The organism is Bradyrhizobium sp. (assembly GCF_019242285.1).
GTDB lineage: Bacteria > Pseudomonadota > Alphaproteobacteria > Rhizobiales > Xanthobacteraceae > Bradyrhizobium.
Window position 1 is genome coordinate 1 of record NZ_JAFAVV010000847.1, and the last position, 17,139, is coordinate 17,139.

At 63.2% G+C, this 17,139-nt stretch carries 15 protein-coding genes; 10 read left to right on the forward strand and 5 right to left on the reverse strand.

Going from position 1 to position 17,139, the window contains the following annotated elements:
- Positions 1–1,044: ABC transporter ATP-binding protein (locus JOY90_RS34900; RefSeq protein ID WP_291695633.1), on the reverse strand; the 1,044-nt coding region annotated here is incomplete at its 3' end.
- A 224-nt stretch (positions 1,045–1,268) separates the two neighbouring features.
- On the opposite strand from JOY90_RS34900, the gene JOY90_RS34905 reads away from it, so the two are divergent.
- The 10 genes from JOY90_RS34905 (at position 1,269) to JOY90_RS34950 (ending at position 11,806) form a co-directional block, all read left to right on the forward strand.
- Positions 1,269–3,077 (forward strand): IlvD/Edd family dehydratase, encoded by a 1,809-nt coding sequence (locus JOY90_RS34905; protein ID WP_291695634.1) that lies wholly within the window; start codon positions 1,269–1,271, stop codon positions 3,075–3,077.
- Positions 3,078–3,275: 198 nt separating this feature from the next.
- Positions 3,276–4,010: an SDR family oxidoreductase gene (locus JOY90_RS34910; protein ID WP_291695635.1), complete on the forward strand. Its 735-nt coding sequence runs from the start codon at positions 3,276–3,278 to the stop codon at positions 4,008–4,010.
- A gap of 61 nt (positions 4,011–4,071) precedes the next feature.
- Positions 4,072–4,818, forward strand: coding sequence for an SDR family NAD(P)-dependent oxidoreductase (locus JOY90_RS34915; RefSeq protein WP_291695636.1), 747 nt, complete (start codon positions 4,072–4,074; stop codon positions 4,816–4,818).
- Between the two features lie 95 nt (positions 4,819–4,913).
- On the forward strand, positions 4,914–6,587 hold the full coding sequence (locus tag JOY90_RS34920; protein WP_291695637.1) for a carbamoyltransferase C-terminal domain-containing protein: 1,674 nt from the start codon (positions 4,914–4,916) through the stop codon (positions 6,585–6,587).
- A gap of 32 nt (positions 6,588–6,619) precedes the next feature.
- Positions 6,620–7,021 (forward strand): GFA family protein, encoded by a 402-nt coding sequence (locus JOY90_RS34925; RefSeq protein WP_291695638.1) that lies wholly within the window; start codon positions 6,620–6,622, stop codon positions 7,019–7,021.
- 46 nt (positions 7,022–7,067) lie between these two features.
- Entirely contained in the window at positions 7,068–7,748 is a 681-nt protein-coding gene (locus tag JOY90_RS34930) for a site-2 protease family protein (protein ID WP_291695639.1), read from the forward strand.
- A 53-nt stretch (positions 7,749–7,801) separates the two neighbouring features.
- A complete protein-coding gene (locus tag JOY90_RS34935) occupies positions 7,802–8,209 on the forward strand; it encodes a hypothetical protein (protein ID WP_291695640.1) in 408 nt (135 codons plus the stop codon).
- A gap of 462 nt (positions 8,210–8,671) precedes the next feature.
- A complete protein-coding gene (locus JOY90_RS34940; protein WP_367277031.1) occupies positions 8,672–9,934 on the forward strand; it encodes a hypothetical protein in 1,263 nt (420 codons plus the stop codon).
- Between the two features lie 345 nt (positions 9,935–10,279).
- Complete coding sequence (locus tag JOY90_RS34945) at positions 10,280–10,405, forward strand: hypothetical protein (protein ID WP_291695641.1); 126 nt, start codon at positions 10,280–10,282, stop codon at positions 10,403–10,405.
- Between the two features lie 177 nt (positions 10,406–10,582).
- Complete coding sequence (locus JOY90_RS34950) at positions 10,583–11,806, forward strand: ABC transporter substrate-binding protein (RefSeq protein WP_291695642.1); 1,224 nt, start codon at positions 10,583–10,585, stop codon at positions 11,804–11,806.
- Positions 11,807–11,983: 177 nt separating this feature from the next.
- Here JOY90_RS34950 and JOY90_RS34955 read toward each other — a convergent pair whose 3' ends face one another.
- From JOY90_RS34955 to JOY90_RS34970, 4 genes are all read right to left on the reverse strand, one after another.
- Entirely contained in the window at positions 11,984–12,748 is a 765-nt protein-coding gene (locus JOY90_RS34955) for a hypothetical protein (RefSeq protein WP_291695643.1), read from the reverse strand.
- Between the two features lie 212 nt (positions 12,749–12,960).
- Positions 12,961–13,401 (reverse strand): hypothetical protein, encoded by a 441-nt coding sequence (locus JOY90_RS34960; RefSeq protein ID WP_291695644.1) that lies wholly within the window; start codon positions 13,399–13,401, stop codon positions 12,961–12,963.
- A 40-nt stretch (positions 13,402–13,441) separates the two neighbouring features.
- The gene (locus JOY90_RS34965; RefSeq protein WP_291695645.1) at positions 13,442–16,582 is read right to left on the reverse strand and encodes a CHAT domain-containing tetratricopeptide repeat protein; all 3,141 of its coding nucleotides are present in this window, start codon (positions 16,580–16,582) and stop codon (positions 13,442–13,444) included.
- A gap of 408 nt (positions 16,583–16,990) precedes the next feature.
- Positions 16,991–17,139, reverse strand: a 149-nt coding sequence (locus tag JOY90_RS34970; protein ID WP_291695647.1) for an energy transducer TonB, incomplete at its 5' end; no start/stop codon positions are given.

Genomic DNA, 17,139 nt, shown 5'->3' on the forward strand with positions numbered 1-17,139 from the left:
CGTGTCATCGAAGAGATGGACCAGCAGCGGATTGGGCTTTAATCGGATCTTGTCGCCCGGATTGAAGAGGTGACGCTCGCGGAACACGGCGACGACCTGCTCGCCGCCAAGTTTGGCAAAGACTTGGGTCTCCGAGCCGGTCGGCTCCACGACGATGATCTCGGCTTCGGTGCCATCGTCGGCGATGGTAAAATGCTCCGGCCGGATGCCATAGACGGCGGGCTGGCCGTCGGAATTGGCCGGCGCCGATTTCAGCGGCAGCTTGACGCCCTTCGGCCCCTCAAAACTGGCGCTGCCATTGGCGACCACCTTGCCCTTCAGGAAATTCATCGCCGGCGAGCCGATGAAGCCGGCGACGAACTGGTTGTCGGGCCGGTCGTACAGCTCGAGCGGCGAGCCGATCTGCTCGACGATGCCGTCATGCATCACCACGATCTTGTCGGCCATGGTCATGGCCTCGATCTGGTCGTGGGTGACATAGACGGTGGTGGTCTTCAGCCGCTGGTGCAACTCCTTGATCTCGGTGCGCATCGCCACCCGCAGCTTGGCATCGAGATTGGACAGCGGCTCGTCGAACAGGAAGACCTGGGGATCGCGCACGATGGCGCGGCCCATGGCGACGCGCTGGCGCTGGCCGCCCGAAAGCTGCCGGGGATAGCGGTCGAGCAGCGGGGTCAGCGCCAGGATCTCGGCGGCGCGCGCCACGCCCTGCTTGATCTCCTCGGCCCTCGCGCCGCGCAGCTTCAGGGAGAAACCCATGTTGTCGGCGACCGTCATATGCGGATAGAGCGCATAGTTCTGGAACACCATGGCGATGTCGCGCTCTTTGGGCTGGACATTGTTGACGACGCGATCGCCGATGGAAATCGTGCCCGAGGTGATGTTCTCCAGCCCCGCCAGCATCCGCAGCAGGGTGGACTTGCCGCAGCCGGAGGGCCCGACCAGCACGACGAATTCGCCGTCCTCGATCGGGATCGTCACGCCATGCAGAACCTCGAAATTCCCGAACGATTTCCGCACGTCGCGAATATGTACGGACGACATCCACTCCCTCCACATTTCCTTTGATGACGCGCCGCCATAAGCCGCAGCGGTCTTGTTCTTCGTTAGGACCGCCTCATAGCAGAAATTTGCGGTCCTGTCCTTGGATCAAAGTCGTAACCCTTGCCCCCGGCAAGCGAATTTGCGAAGTGGGCGGCGTCATGTAAACATCCAGCGCAAAATCAAGAACGCACAATAATGTGGCGTGTGCGCTGCGGGAGAAAGCCATGAACAAGCCGCTTACCGGCGTCACCAGGCGCAAACTTCGTTCCAGCGAGTGGTTCAACAATCCCCATAACCCGGGCATGACCGCGCTCTACCTGGAGCGCTACCTGAATTATGGGCTGACGCGAAAGGAGTTGCAGTCGGGCATGCCGATCATCGGCATTGCCCAGACCGGCAACGACCTCTCCCCCTGCAACCGCCACCACATCGAGCTGGCGCAGCGGGTTCGCGAAGGCATCCGCGCCGCCGGCGGTATCGCGATGGAGTTTCCCACCCACCCGATCCAGGAAACCGGCAAGCGGCCGACTGCGGCACTTGACCGCAACCTCGCCTATCTCAGCCTGGTCGAGGTGCTGTTCGGCTATCCGCTGGATGGCGTGGTGCTGACCACCGGCTGCGACAAGACGACGCCGGCCTGTCTGATGGCGGCGGCGACCGTCAACCTGCCCGCGATCGTGCTCTCGGGCGGGCCGATGCTGAACGGCTGGCACAATGGCGAGCGCACCGGTTCCGGGACGGTGGTCTGGAAGTCGCGCGAGCGGCTCGCTGCCGGCGAGATCGATTATGAGGAGTTCATGGAGATCGTGGCCTCCTCGGCGCCCTCGGTCGGCCATTGCAACACCATGGGCACCGCCTCGACCATGAACTCGCTCGCCGAGGCGCTCGGCATGTCGCTGCCGGGCTGCGCGGCGATCCCCGCGCCCTATCGCGAGCGCTCGCAGATCGCCTACGAGACCGGCAAGCGCATCGTCGAGATGGTGTGGGAGGACCTCAAGCCGTCCGACATCCTGACCCGCAAGGCGTTCGAGAACTGCATCGTGATCAACTCGGCGATCGGCGGCTCGACCAACGCGCCGATCCACATCAACGCGCTGGCCCGCCACATCGGCGTCGAGCTGTCGATCGAGGACTGGCAGAAGGTCGGCCATGACGTGCCGCTGCTGGTCAACATGCAGCCGGCCGGCTTCTATCTCGGCGAGGAGTTTCACCGCGCCGGCGGCGTGCCCGCGGTGGTGCGCGAACTGATGCAGCACAAGCGCATCCACGAGGATGCGATGACGGTCAATGGCCGTCCGATGGGCGACAATTGCCGCGAAGCGGCAAAGCCCGACGGCGACGTGATCTGGGCCTATGACAAGCCGCTGGTGAAGGACGCCGGCTTCCTGGTGCTGCGCGGCAATCTGTTCGATTCCGCGATCATGAAGACCAGCGTGATCTCGAAGGAATTCCGCGAGCGCTATCTCAGCAATCCGAAAGACCCGAACGCGTTCGAGGGCCGCGCCATCGTGTTCGAGGGCCCGGAGGACTACCACCACCGGATCGACGATCCCGCACTCGACATCGACGAGCGCTGCGTGCTGTTCATCCGCGGCACCGGCCCGATCGGCTATCCCGGCGGCGCCGAGGTCGTGAACATGCAGCCGCCGGCGGCGCTGATCAAGCGCGGCATCCTCGCTCTGCCCTGCATCGGCGATGGCAGGCAATCCGGCACCTCGGGCTCACCGTCGATTCTCAACGCCTCGCCGGAAGCCGCCGCCGACGGTGGGCTTGCGATCCTGAAGACCGGCGACAAGGTCCGCATCGACCTCAACAAGGGCGCGGCCAACATCCTGATCACGGACGACGAGTTGAAGACGCGCCGCACCGAGCTGAAGGCCAAGGGCGGCTTCCCCTACCCGCCACACCAGACGCCGTGGCAGGAGCTGTACCGCGCGACGGTCGGCCAGCAGGCCACCGGCGCCTGCATGGAGATCGCCACCCGCTATCACGACATCGCCGGCACGTTCGGCGTGGCGAGGGACAATCACTGACATCACGTCGTCATTGCGAGCACAAAACCGTAGGGTGGGCCAAGGCGCGACGCGACGATGCTGCGCATCGCGCGGAGCGCCGTGCCCACCATCCAGAGCCGTGCTGTCGAAACAATGGTGGGCACGTCGCTGCGCGACTTGGTCCACCCTGCGGTTCTTCGTCGTTTTGCGCCGCGCAGTCATAGCAAGGAGAACCTCATGTCAGACCGCCTCAAGGGCAAGCGCGCCTTCGTGACCGCCGCGGCCGCCGGCATCGGGCGGGCCTGCGCGCTTGCCCTTGCGCGCCAGGGCGCCCGCGTGTTCGCGACCGACATCGACGAGAAGGGCATCGCCTCGCTGAAGGACGAAGGCGTGGCGGAGATCGCAAAACTCGACGTCCGCGACAGCGCTGCGGTCTTGGCGATGGCCAGACGTGTCGGCCAGGTCGACGTCCTGCTCAACGCCGCTGGCTTCGTGCATCACGGCACGATCCTCGACTGCTCCGACGAGGACTGGGATTTCTCCTTCGACCTCAACGTCAAGTCGATGCACCGCATGATCCGCGCCTTCCTGCCCGCGATGCTGGAGGGTGGCGGCGGCTCGATCGTGAATATCGCCTCCGCGGCCGGCGTCGTGAAGGCAGCGCCCAACCGCTATGTCTACAGCGCGACCAAGGCCGCGGTCGCGGCGCTGACCCGTTCGGTCGCCTGCGACTTCGTCGGCAAGCGCATCCGCTGCAACTGCATCTGTCCGGGCACGGTCGAGACACCCTCGATGCTGCAGCGCGCGGCCACGGCCGGCCCCGACGGACGCGACATGTTCGTGGCCCGGCAACCGATGGGACGGCTCGGCACCGCGGAAGAGATCGCTGCGCTCGCGGTGTATCTGGCCAGCGACGAAAGCGCGTTCACCACCGGCGTCGCGCATGTCATCGACGGCGGCTGGACGCTTTGAAGTCACCTCTCCCCGCTCTTCCGATGATATTCTCGGGCTTCAATAAAAAGGATTCTTGTGCATGAACACAATCGATCTGAACGGGAGGAGCGCCGTCGTCACCGGCGGCGCGCAAGGGTTTGGGCGCGCCATCGCCGAGCGTTTCGTCGCCTCCGGCGCCAGGGTCGCGATCTGGGACCATGACCAGCCGCTGGCCGAGAAGACCGTGAAGGCGATCGGCGACGGCGTGATTGCGCTGAAGGTCGACGTCACCGATCCGGCCGCGGTCGAGAAAGCCACGACTGATACGGTGACAGCGCTCGGCAAGATCGACATCCTCGTCAACAATGCCGGCGTCGCCGGCGTCAACAAGACGGTGTGGGAGACCGATCTCGACGAGTGGCGCAAGGTGCTGCGCATCAATCTCGACGGCCCTTTCATCTGCTGCAAGGCCGTCGTGCCGCAGATGTTGAAGCAGAATTACGGCCGCATCGTCAACATCGCCTCGATCGCCGGCAAGGAAGGCAATCCGAACGCCGCGCACTACTCGGCCTCCAAGGCCGGCCTGATCGCCCTGACGAAATCGCTCGGCAAGGAGCTCGCCGCGCACAACATCCTGGTCAATGCGGTGACGCCGGCCGCGGCCAAGACCGCGATCTTCGATCAATTGACGCAGGCGCATATCGATTTCATGCTGTCGAAAATCCCGAAGGGCCGCTTCGTGCTGGTCGAGGAACTCGCCGCGATGGTGGCGTGGCTCGCCTCGGAGGACTGCGCCTTCTCGACCGGCGCGGTATTCGATATCTCCGGCGGACGCGCGACCTATTAGGTTCAGGTCATGTTCATCAAAATGGCCGCCATATCGCCGCAGTGAGCGGCGATGGAAGGCCGCTCCAGGGCGATGGTGCGAGCGGAGGTGAGCGAGTGAATATTCTCGGAATCAACGCGGTGTATCACGATTCAGCCGCGGCGCTGCTGGTCGAGGGCGAGCTCGTCGCTGCCGTCGAGGAGGAGCGGTTCACGCGCGTCAAGCACTGCAAGCTGCCTGACGTCGACAACCCGCATCAATTTCCCGAGCGTGCGATCCGCTATTGCCTGGATCACGCCGGGCTCGGCCCCGGCGATATCGACCACATCGGCTACTCCTTCGATCCCGAACTGCGTCGAACGCGATTCCGCGCCGAGTGGTGGCCGAATCCGCGGATGGAGGAGACCTTCCTGCTGCGGCTCGGCCAGGTGCAGAGTGTCGCCGAGGAGCTGTTTCGGCGTCCGCTGCGGCAGAAATTTCATTTCGTGCCGCATCATCTGGCGCACGCCGCCTCGGCCTATTTCCCGTCGGGCTTCGACGAAGCCGCCGTCCTCACCGTCGACGGCATCGGCGAGGCGGCCGGCTCGATGCTGGCAAAGGCCAAGGGCACGCAGATCGAGCCGATCGAGACTTTCGACTATCCGCATTCGCTGGGCTTCGTCTGGGAGGTGATCTGCGGCTTTCTCGGCTTCTCGAGCTATGACGCCTCGAAGCTGATGGGGCTCGCCGCCTATGGCAATCCCGAGACCTTCCGCCGCCAGTTCCACGAGATCATGAAGGTCGGCAAGGACACCTATGCGGTGGACCCGGACGCGATCGGCTTCTTCTCGGCCAAGTCGAATCGGATCGAGGACCTGCTGGGCCAGCCGCGCTACCCGGACGTCAAGATCGAGCCGCGGCATGCCGACATCGCCGCGGCTCTGCAGGAGGCCACCAACGAGGCGGTCGCCGCACTGGTCCGGCGCATCAAGCGCAAGGCGCCGTTCGACAAGCTCTGCTTTTCAGGCGGCGTCGCGCTCAATTGCGTGACCAACGAGCTGATCCGGCAGTCGGGCGAGTTCTCCGACGTGTTCATCCCGTCCGCGCCGCACGACGCCGGCACCGCGATCGGCGCCGCCTATGCGGTGCATTGCGCCAAGGAGAGGCGTCATCCCAAGCGCGGCATCTCCACCCCCTATCTCGGGCCCGAATTCGACCGCCGCGAGATCCTGGCTGCGGTCAAGTCGGCCGGCTTCACGCCGAACCGCAGCAACGATCCCGCGCGCGACGCCGCCGACATGCTCGCCGACGGCAAGATCGTCGCCTGGTTCCAGGGCCGCATGGAGTTCGGACCGCGCGCGCTCGGCAATCGTTCGCTGCTCGCCGATCCCCGCCGGGCCGACATGCGCGACATCCTCAACCAGAAGGTCAAGCACCGCGAGGATTTCCGCCCCTTCGCGCCGAGCGTCATGGCCGAGCATGCCGACGAATGGTTCGAGGTGGGCGCCCATTCGAGCAGCCATGAATTCATGCTGTTCGCCTGCGACGCCAAGCCCGACCGACGCGACCGCATCCCCGCCGTCCTGCACCGGGACGGCACCGCGCGGCTGCAGCTCGTGACCCGCGACTCGAATCCGCGCTTTCACGAGCTGTTGTCCTGCTTCCACGCCAGGACCGGCGTGCCGCTCGTCGTCAATACCTCGTTCAACGACAGCGAGCCGATCGTCTGCACGCCCTCGGATGCGATCGTCACGTTCCGCAAGTCGGGCATCGACGCGCTGTTCATGGACGACGTGTATTTGACGGCGTAGACTGGAGGCGTTCTTTCAGGCGGGGATTCAAATTGGAGCGTCGCACGATCCGGGAGGGCGGCTGCCTGTGCGGCGCGGTCCGCTTCAAGGCCGAGGGCGAGCCGAACAGCGTCCGCATCTGCCATTGCCGCACATGCCAGAAGGCGATGGGATCGCCGTTCTTCGCCCGTGCCAGGTTCGAACAGCGGGCGCTCACGATCGAGGGCGAGACAGCACGTTACCCCTCGTCCGAGCTTGTCGACCGCGTGTTCTGCCCGCGCTGCGGCACGCGGCTGTTCTCCTGGCGGCGCAACGGCACCTTGGCCGGCGTGGCGCTGGCCACTTTCGATGATCGCAACGCCTTGGCTCCGACCGAGCACATCTGGGTATCCGAGAAGGTGGATTGGCTCAGGCTCGACGACGGCCTGCCGCAATATGCCGAGGGAGTTCGCTAACGCGTGCGGAGCCCCCAATTGTTGGTTTTGTCCGGAAAGCAAGCCATTGAGCCTCTCCCTTTACAGCGCATCGGTCTGGGTGCTCCCGCTCGTCATCGCCATCACCTTCCATGAGGCGGCGCATGGCTTCGCCGCGCGTGCGCTGGGCGACGACACCGCCTGGACTCTCGGCCGCGTCAGTCTCAACCCGCTCCGCCACATCGACCCGTTCGGCACGCTCCTGCTGCCGGCCCTGCTGCTCGTGTCGGGCTCGCCCTTCCTGTTCGGCTACGCCAAGCCGGTCCCGGTCAATTTCCGCAAGCTCAGGGATCCCCGCTTCGGCAGCGTGCTGGTGGCGCTGGCCGGCCCGGCCACCAATATTGCGCTCGCGCTCGTCGCCGCAGCCGGATTTCACCTGCTGCCGCTGGTTCCGGCGAATGCCGCCCAATGGACCGCCGACAATCTGCAAAATGCGCTGCTGATCAATGTCGTGCTCGCCGTCTTCAACATGCTGCCGATACCGCCGCTGGACGGCGGCCGGGTCGCCGTCGGCCTGCTGCCGCGGATGCTGGCCCTTCCTCTGGCCCGGCTCGAGCCGTTCGGGATGTTGATTTTGATCGCCTTTTTGATCCTGCTTCCCTTGGCAGGTTCGCAGTTCGGTCTAAATCTTGATGTTATCTCCGGAGTCCTGCGAAACTCGAGGGACTATATCATTCGACTCGTCCTTATTTTAACCGGTAACGCCTAGCCGCGAGGCGCGGGCGAAAACGACCCGAGGCCATCTTGGTCAAAGCTGCTGATATGATGATTGCACGCCGGGCCGACACCAGGGCCCGCGCCGATTTTGCCACCTGGAAGATGATGGCCAAGCTGAACGGTACCTCGGCCCTTCCGACGGAGGCCCAGAATTTCCTGGCGAGCTACAACGCGCTTCTGAAGGAAATGGCGGAGGGGAAGGCCACTGAGACCATCATCGGCCGGATCTACCAGAACTACTACGCCGAGATGGGCGGCGTCGGCCCGGCACCGGAGGTTCGCTCCGGCCCGGCGGAGCCGGTCGCCGACAACGTGACCGCGTTTCGCCGTCCAACGGGCCGTCCCAAGCCGGTGCTCCCGGCGGGGTCGAATGCAAGGCCGCAATTGCCGGTCGCGCTGATCTTCGCCTGTCTCGTCGTCGTCTATGTCGGTATCCGTTATTTCTGGCGTTAGCGCGCGCACCGACCCGAGGTTGCACGGCCAGACAGAATCTGCGTCCACGAATTGCGGCAAGATCGCAGCCTGGCACTGTTCACGCCTGCGCGTATGGCGAAAAGCCGCAGATCAAGATTTTTTGCGGGGGACGAACGGATGTTCCGGTGTGCGAATTCGCACCTCGTGTCAGCTAACATGCGGATTTTGAATCGTTTTTCACGACTGAAGCGTCCGCCAAGGCGTCTCGCGGTGCAGGCCTCCGGTATCGTTGTCGTCCGACTCCGGATCAGCTATTTTCTGGGCACACCGAGATTCATTTCAAGGGAATCCGTTCCGCCAACAAACGGTCCCAAATAAGTTCTCGGTTAGGCGCGAGCGGCTGCCGCAACTCTGCCGGGAACCCCGCTCCTGCGAATTTCGTTGCCGTTGATTGCGGCGCTGGTGCCGTGCGCGCCGCCGTCCTTGGAGCTGTCGTCGTTCATGCGTCCGTGGTCCCGCGCCAAACCCTCGAAGCGCAGTATCTGGAAGGGACAGCCGCCGGCCGTGGCGGCGCTCTTGTGCGCGCGTTATGGCGATGTCGGCGAGCAGGCGGCGACGGCGACCTATCTCGACCTGATCGCACGGGGGCTGATCCGCCGGTCCACGGCGGCCTCGGGAAAGGTCCAACTCCAGCCTCGGAAGAGCAACGGCAAGGATCTCGCGGCACTGCGGCCGTTCGAGCGCCAAGTTTACGACCATGTCGCCCGCCGCGCCGAGCGCGCGGGCGGCGCCGTGCTCGAGGAAGCGCTGCGACTCGAATCGATCGAGCACGCGAAGAAGTGGATGACGACCTTCCGCAACCATGTCGTCGCCGATGCGCGCGACCGCGGGCTGGTCGAGGAGCGCCCCTCGCTCAGAACCTGCTTCTGGCTTTGCGTGATGCTGCTGGTCCCGGTCGGCTTCGCGATCGGACTGGGCGTCGGGCTCTTCCTCGGGCTGATCGCCTATCTGTTGTCGGCCACCCTGGTGATGGGGCTCCGCCGTCCGCGTCCGAGCGATACCGGCGACAAGCTCCGCCTGATGTACCGCCACCTGATGCGCCAGACCCTGCGTCCGCCGATCGACGGGCCGATCGATCCGGAATGGCCGCCGGATCGCGAGGCCGCCTACGCGGTGGCGCTCGGCGTCGGGCGGCAGATTCGCTCGCCGTTTGCCGTGCAGCACACGACGTTGGTGTGGTCGAAGGCGTCCGGCGCCTGGCGCCAGGTGCGGATCGCCTCGCCTCCGAACTTCTTCCACAACATCGATCCGATGGCGGTGCTGTACGTCATTCCCGGCGCCCTCGTGTTCTTCGCGATCTGGGGACGGCTCCTGTTCGGCATCTCGACGCGGATCGAGCCCTGGACGCTTTCCGGTGCGCTATTGGTGGCGGGATGGGTCTTGTGGGCGCTCGCCAACCTGACGGTCTGGCGCTTCGTCTATCACGGCCTGTACGATCTTCGGCACGAGACCGTCAGCGTCGAGGGACAGGTGATCTTCCTCGAGGCCAGCGACGATCCCGACGGCGAGCAGGCCGGCAAGGTCTACCGCGTCGCGATCGACGATGGGAAAGCGGAGCGGGCGGTGAAATACGAGATCGATCGGGCGCTGTTCACCAAGCTGCGCTACGGCCACCGGCTACGCCTGGACGTGACGCCGAAGCTCGGCTGCGTGCGTTCGACGCGGCTGCTTCAGGTCCCGACCGCACCTACCGTCACGACGTAGAGCGTTTTCGAGTGAAGTGGATACCGGTTCGCGTGAAGGAAACGCGTCAAAACAAAGAAGCTCTAGAAAGCCGCCCGTTCAGCGAAACCGCTTCAGGCGGTCCCCGATGTTCGCCAGGCGCGACGCCAGCGCTCCGCGTCGCCGCCGACATGGATGGTGACCGCGCCGTCAGGGCCGCGCGGCCCCACAGCCAGTATTGATGATGTCCACTCAGCGCCGGCGGCAGGCGCTCGGTGCGGCCGTAGACGTCCTGTCGGACGAGTTCGGCTGGCGCGAGCTCGCGCAGAAGGTCGCGCCGCGGCCTACCACGCGCTTTCGCCCGACGATCAGAAGCAAGCGGCGATCATGGCCGCGAACTACGGCGAGGCTGCCGCGATCGACGCCGCGATCATTGCCGGCAGCCGCAGCAGCCAGATATTGGTGCCAAGCAGCTGCGTGGCCGCAGCAAAGAGCGGCACCCGCGGCGGCTGATCGACATAGCCGAAATCGGATGCCTGCCGCAGACCAGGAAATATAGCTCGTTGCTGCGCGTCATATCGGCCTTCGGTTGCAACATGAAGCAATGCAATCAGCAGCGCGTCACGCTAGGCGGAGCATGGACCGGCGGGGCATAGTGGAAGAACAACCAAGCATGCGCGGGAGAAGGCAATGAAACGACTCATGGCAACGCTGGTGGCGGTGACCGGCCTTGCGGTCGCGAGCGGCGCGGCGGCGCAGACGCTCGACAAGAACGTCAAGGTCGGCGTGCTCGGCGACCAATCCGGCCCCTACCAGGACATCGGCGGTCCCGGCTCCGTCGTCGCAGCGCAGCTCGCGATCGAGGAGTCCGGACTCGTGGCGAAAGGCTGGAAGATCGATCTGGTGTCGGCCGACGCCCAGAACAAGCCCGACATCGGCGCCAACATCGGCAAGGAATGGATCGACGTCCAGAAGGTCGACGTGTTCACCGACATGGCGAGCTCGAGCGTCGGGCTCGTGATCGCGGCGCTCGCGAAGGAGAAGAACGTCGTCAACCTGAACTCGGCATCGGGCACCACGGACCTCACGGGGTCGCAATGCTCGCCCAATACGGTGCACTGGCCGTACGACACCTACATGCTCGCCAACGGTACCGCCACGGCCCTCGTCAAATCCGGGGGCGACAGCTGGTTCTTCCTGACCGCGGATTACGCGTTCGGCCACAGCCTCGAGCGCGACACCAGCGCGAAGGTGGTCGCCAACGGCGGCAAGGTGCTGGGCAGCGTGAAGCACCCCCTGAATACGGCCGATTTCTCCTCCTTCCTGCTGCAGGCGCAGTCGTCACGAGCCAGAATCATCGGCCTAGCCAACGCCGGCAGCGACACCACCAGCGCGATCAAGCAGGCTGCCGAGTTCGGCATCGTCAGCGGCGGCCAGAAGCTCGCGGCCTTGTTGATGATGCTGAGCGACGTCAATTCGCTTGGGCTGGAAGCGGCGCAGGGCCTGAATCTCACCGAGAGCTTCTACTGGGATCTGAACGACGACACCCGCGCCTTCTCCAAGCGCTTCATGGCGCGCTCGGCCAAGGGCCGGCCGCCAACCATGGTGCAGGCCGGCGTCTATGCCTCGCTGATCCATTATTTCAAGGCGCTGGAGGCGCTCGGCGGCAATCCGCATGACGGCCGCATGGTGGTTGCCAAGATGAAGGAGTTGCCGACCGACGATCCCGCCTTCGGCAAGGGCTCGATCCGCATCGACGGCCGCAAGATCCATCCGGCCTATCTGTTCGAGGTGAAGAAGCCGTCGGAGTCGAAATACCCCTACGACTACTACAAGCTGATCGCCACCATTCCGGCCGACGAGGCCTTCCTGCCGCTGGAGAAGAGCCTCTGCCCGCTGGTGAAGAAGAGCTGAGCGACGCGACGAGCAGAAAAATGGCGCGCCGAATCCGTGTTCGGCGCCCCGAGACTACGAGACCGGCGATGGTACGCGTCGCGTTCGAGGACGGGCCGGCTGCAGGCGTGGCCTGCCGAACTGGCGGCGATTGACATGCGCGGCCTGGCGAGACTTCGTTATCCCAGGACGCCCTTGTTATCCCAGGACGCCCTTGAGTCCAGCATAGAGGGAACCGACGGCCGTAGCCGCAACTCCAATCAACGGACCAGCAGTGCGAATAAGATCCTGAATGAGACGCGCCCGACGACGAAGCTGCTCGTCACCGACGTGCGGCCCCAGCAACTTGGCTAGCTTGAACGCGATCGCGTTGGGCCTGCCATTTTGTGCCAGCAGAGTTGGAGAAACGTAGAAGATCAAAACGCCGAGGAGATTGCCGGATATGTAGGCAAGCAGGATACTGGCACCATATTCCAACACCTCCCGCCATTCGAACCAGGAACCCGGCACAACAGGTACTTGATCGTGAAATCCGGTCACGACGAGCATCGCGGTCACGCTCAACGCTGCGGTCGCCAGGCCGAGCCCCAACGCACCTTCGAACCAGACCTTGTTCAGCGGATAAGCCAACAGACCAAATAACAACGGGATAATCATCGACGCAAGCCGCAGCGGAAGTGGTGAGACGTTCAGCACGATCGTGACCAGTGCGTGTACCGCCACGAGAAGCAGCGTTGGAATCACGGCGTAGACAATGATAAGGGACAGAAAATACCTGACCGGATATTTTTGTCGTTCGAGCCTGACCTTGACCCGTTCGAGCTCGTGGTTGAGCCGCTCCAGTTCCGATGCAATATTTTGAATCTCGAGAAGCATCGGACGGACCACCCGCAAGTCACGCGAACAGTGCTTGCAGGCGATCGCTTCGTCCTTGATGGTTTCAGCGCAAAACGGGCACTCCATCGGCCACTATCGCGGTTTTGCGCGGTTTCTGACCGCGTCGATCTCTTGTCTCGCGCGGCGCAGCTCGTCTCGGATGAGATCGCGCTTGCGCAGCAGCTCGTCACGCTCGGCAATCAACGTCGTCGGTATTGCTATGTCCCGCGAGCAGACGCTGCATACCAACGTCCCTGCTCGGTTTTCAGATAGGCAGTAAGGGCAATCCATGATCTGTATCAGGGGGATACCTTCAAGATAAAGCTGGTGCTGCCGGCACGGCCATCGCTGTCCTTGACGTCGACACGGAGCAGATATTCGCCCGGCGGCACTTCGGTGTCCGGCATATCGATGCCGTTTGCCTGAACGAAGGGCTTGACGCGCGATGTAAGGTCGACATTCGGCGTGCGAAGAAAGGTCACCTTGATCGAGCTCGGGTCTATCTTTGTGCCGCCAAACGCTTCGAACTCGAGCTGCAGATGAAAGGGCGAATGCGCCACTTCTCCCGGTGAGACGAATTTCACCTTCGGCGATCGCAGAATGCCACGCCTGTCCGCGGCAACAGCTCCCTTGGGCGGCGGCAATTGCGCTTCCTCTCCCGTGATCAGCTGAACTGCATTTGCGCAATTCGACATTGCAACGCCGATCGCGATGAACAACGATGCCGCCACCTTGGCCATGCGTCCCCGCAAGCGGCATCTTTCAAACTCCAAATTCGAACTAACGGACATTACCATCACCGATGATCGTGTATGGCGCCCAGAACAGTGGATGTGCGTAGCCAAATTCCGTCTTGCCGTCGCTATCAAGATAACCGGGTCCGTCGACCAGCGCCATCATGGCCTCCCGCAATGCTTCCCCCCGGGTCAGCTTTGGATCGTCGGCCTGGCGTCTGAACAGGTCGGTCATCAATTCTCTTGCAGACTCCGAATGTACCGACCAGTTCGTGACGAGAAGCGCCCGCGTCCCTGCGTAGAAGAAGGCGCGACCGAGACCGGATGCGGCCTCCGCACCGGCTGCAGCGCCTGCGGCGGTGTTGCAGGCAGACAAGACGACCCAGTCCGCATCAAGCTTCAACGAAAGGATCTCCTCCATGGTCAGAAGCCCGTCGCCATCGCTGTCTGCGACATCCGGCGCGGAGAGCGCGAGCGCGGGCTGGCTCAAGCCGTCCAGTTCGCCTGGAACCAGGCCATGCGTCGCGAACGCCACCACCTTGAATCTGGAAAGGTCGGTCGTCTTGACCTTCGTCTCATTTGCGGCTTTGCCGAGGTTGAGCGCCCTGATGGGATCTGCGTGCAGCGCAAGCGCCACCGATTTCAGTTCAAGCGCCGTGTCGGGCAGCCGCGGAAGCTGTGCGAGCTGAACGCTATCGACCCCATCGAGCCTGGGAGCTTCCCGCCTCTTTAATGGTCTTCCACGCATAACGTCGGACGCATCGGCGGTCTTTTGTGAAGCATCGTTTGCTTCGAGTTGGAGTTCCTGCTCCTTGTTGAACACAGGATCTCCGAAGCCAATGAGCTCGTTGCGCGCCGCTGTGCCACGCGGCAATTTCCGCAGGGTCATCAGCGCGGTCACGGAAGGCACCATCGTTACCGCATGGGTGCGGGCCAGCCATGGCACGGTTCGATAGCTCGAAAACAACGGATCATCGTCGAGCTTTATTTCTGCCGGAGATGTCGGCAGCAAAGACAGAGGCAGAAGCCCGAGCGCTCCGTTGGTGACGACGATCAAATTCCTGGCTGGCTTCCAATCGGCCTCCGTTGGCTTCAGCAAGGTCGAATACAGCTCATAGGCGAGTTTGAGATCGTAGGCGGGGATATCCGAGATCATCGCGGCGTCTGGCTCGAGCGCCGCGCGAAGCTTGGTGACCCTCGCGTTCAAGTCGCCGAGGGTCGTATCAATGCGCCTGAACTCGGCCGGCCCATCCTTCTTGAGTATCCAGACGAAGCTATCGAACCTGCCGAAATAGAACGATAGCAGCACTTCATCGCCCGCGAGCACCTCTTGCAGGTCCTCGGCGCGCGGCGGCGGTGGATTCACCAGATTACCGTACTCCGGAAACTTCTTCGCAATATCCTTCACGATCAGGGCATGAGCCGCCTGCAAACGCCCTATTTCCGCTTGCGCGCCCGTCAGCGCCGTTCCGTCGCGTTCCGATGAAGATACGCTCAGAAGGTTGTTGAGAGCAGCGACGGCCGCGCCGATCTGCTTTTCCGAATCCTGCAAGGCACGTATTGACGTTGCCAGCTCCGGATTGTCGACTTTCGAACGCACCGACGATGCTTGCAGCGCCCTTTGAACGGCTTGGCCACGGAGAATGTCGGCATATCCGAACGTCTCGGCCAGGACCGACGCGGGCGCGATCGACGGATTGCGGCTGAGTAATCGCAGGTAGCTCTCGATGACAAACCGGACCCGTCCTTCACCAGCAGCAGCCGTGCTGCCGCTATCCTCATCATCATGGGAAGAGCCAGACGTGAGGATAGGCAATGCCTCCACGAACGCCCGCAGCGATTCCGACGTTTTCCCATTTCGAGCGAGCGCCACGGCATAAAAGCCGAGAGTCATCGCGGTGTTGAAGCTCTTTTCGCCCGATCGACCCCGCTCGCGTTCATAGGTCCGGCGGGCAATTTCAAGCGCATTGTCATTGTTGCCCTCGAACAACATGACGGCAACGCGCGCAAGACCGCCGCTGATCAGTTCCCGACGCGAGGGCTCCCATTTTGCAGTCCAGAGATCGACCTGATCATACAGTTCCGACGCCGCATGATATTGCCCCCTCAAATTCTTGATCTGCGCCAAGAACAAATGCGCGCGGACCATCTGAAATGACTCGGCGCCATATCCGAGCCCTTGATAGATGATGATGACCTGTCGCTGAAGTTGCTCGGCTTCCGCGAAGCGTCCTTGCTCCTGCAGCACATAGACCAATATCGCGAGCACACCGGCGGTATCCGCATGAAACTTGCCGGACTTGCCCAGGCGATTGAGAAGCGCACGCCTGACATCGGTTTCGCCTTCCCCGACTCGGCCCTGTTTCACCTTGGTGCGCCCCTCCAGGGCCAACGCCCAATCGGACGACCTTTCCAACTCTCCTTCAGCAGGCCTGCTCTCCCACTGGGAAACCGTCTTCAAAGCGGCAGCATACAGGATTGCGGCCTTGTGATAAGCGACCTCGGCCTGCGAAAAGCGGCCACGCGCCTCATCAATACGTGCGTTTCCGTCTTCGACAAAGGCTTGCCAGACCATTCCGTAGGTCGGAAACACCGGCCAACGCTGTGCTTCCGCGAGCAGCGCGCGATTGCGGGCGGTGTATGACTCCGCAGCGTTGATGTCGCCGCCCTTCAAATAGTCCTGCGACGCCGTGAAATTCAGTCCGAACAGCCGCCCCCTCACCTGCTTGGTGAACGTAGCCAACTGCTTTGCCACCAGCACATCGGCTTGCTTTTTATGCCCGGCTTCGCGCAATAGTCGTATCAGCAGTTGTTCGTAACGGCTGCCCAAGGTCCTGTAGTCGCTATCCGAGGCGTTGTTGACGGCGAGTTGTGCGTCTTCGAGTGCGTCAGCGCGGCCAAGAAGCAATCGCGCCTGTGCGCGCTTGTAGTAGAACTCGGCAAGTTCGGGCCCCTTGAGGCCGGCGGCCGCGGCAGTGTCGGCGGTCGATGTCAATCTTGCGATCGCAGCTGGATCCGGCCGTTGCTGTTCGAGAATGGCGGTGATATCCGAAATGGTTCGGGGCGGCGCCACAAGACGAGCCGGGACGTCGTTTGCAGCGCCGGCCGAATTCGGTTTTCCGCCCAGAAGCGGATCGGCCAGCTTTTCTGCCGAGAACAGCGCGGCCTTCGGCCGCGCCACGGCCATGGCGTTTCTTACGCAGGACCGAACGACCGATCTTGCCCTGCCGAAGCAAACTTGATGCATGCCACCGGCCTGCATGCAAGCCATGTAGGTTGGCCGGCCGGTGGAATTGCGACAGCTTTCTATCGCTTGGTCGAGCTCGAGTGCAGACGCAGCCGAAGGGCTAAAGAATGTCGACGCTACAACGTAGAGAAGTAAAACGGCAAAATAACTAACAACACCTGGCATTGCGGTCACCTTGCGATGAGCCCCAGCACCTTTCGTTCAATCATATTGGTTTCGACAGGAAAGACGGGGCCAATAGCAACTTCTATTCAGTGCGAGTCCGATCCGAACGACACTATCTCAACAGGTTGGCGAACGCCAGAGCCACGGCCCGCCGCACCGTTCCTGGCGCCGGTCCGGTCGCGGCTACTTGCGCTTGTTGAAGTTCACGTCGAGCGCGAAGCTGAGCTGGTCGTCGGTGAGGCCTGCGGGCGGCGCGGGCACCGGATCGGAGCGGCGGACCATGGCGACCGCGGCATCGTCGAACACCGTATCTCCGGACGATTGCTGCACGC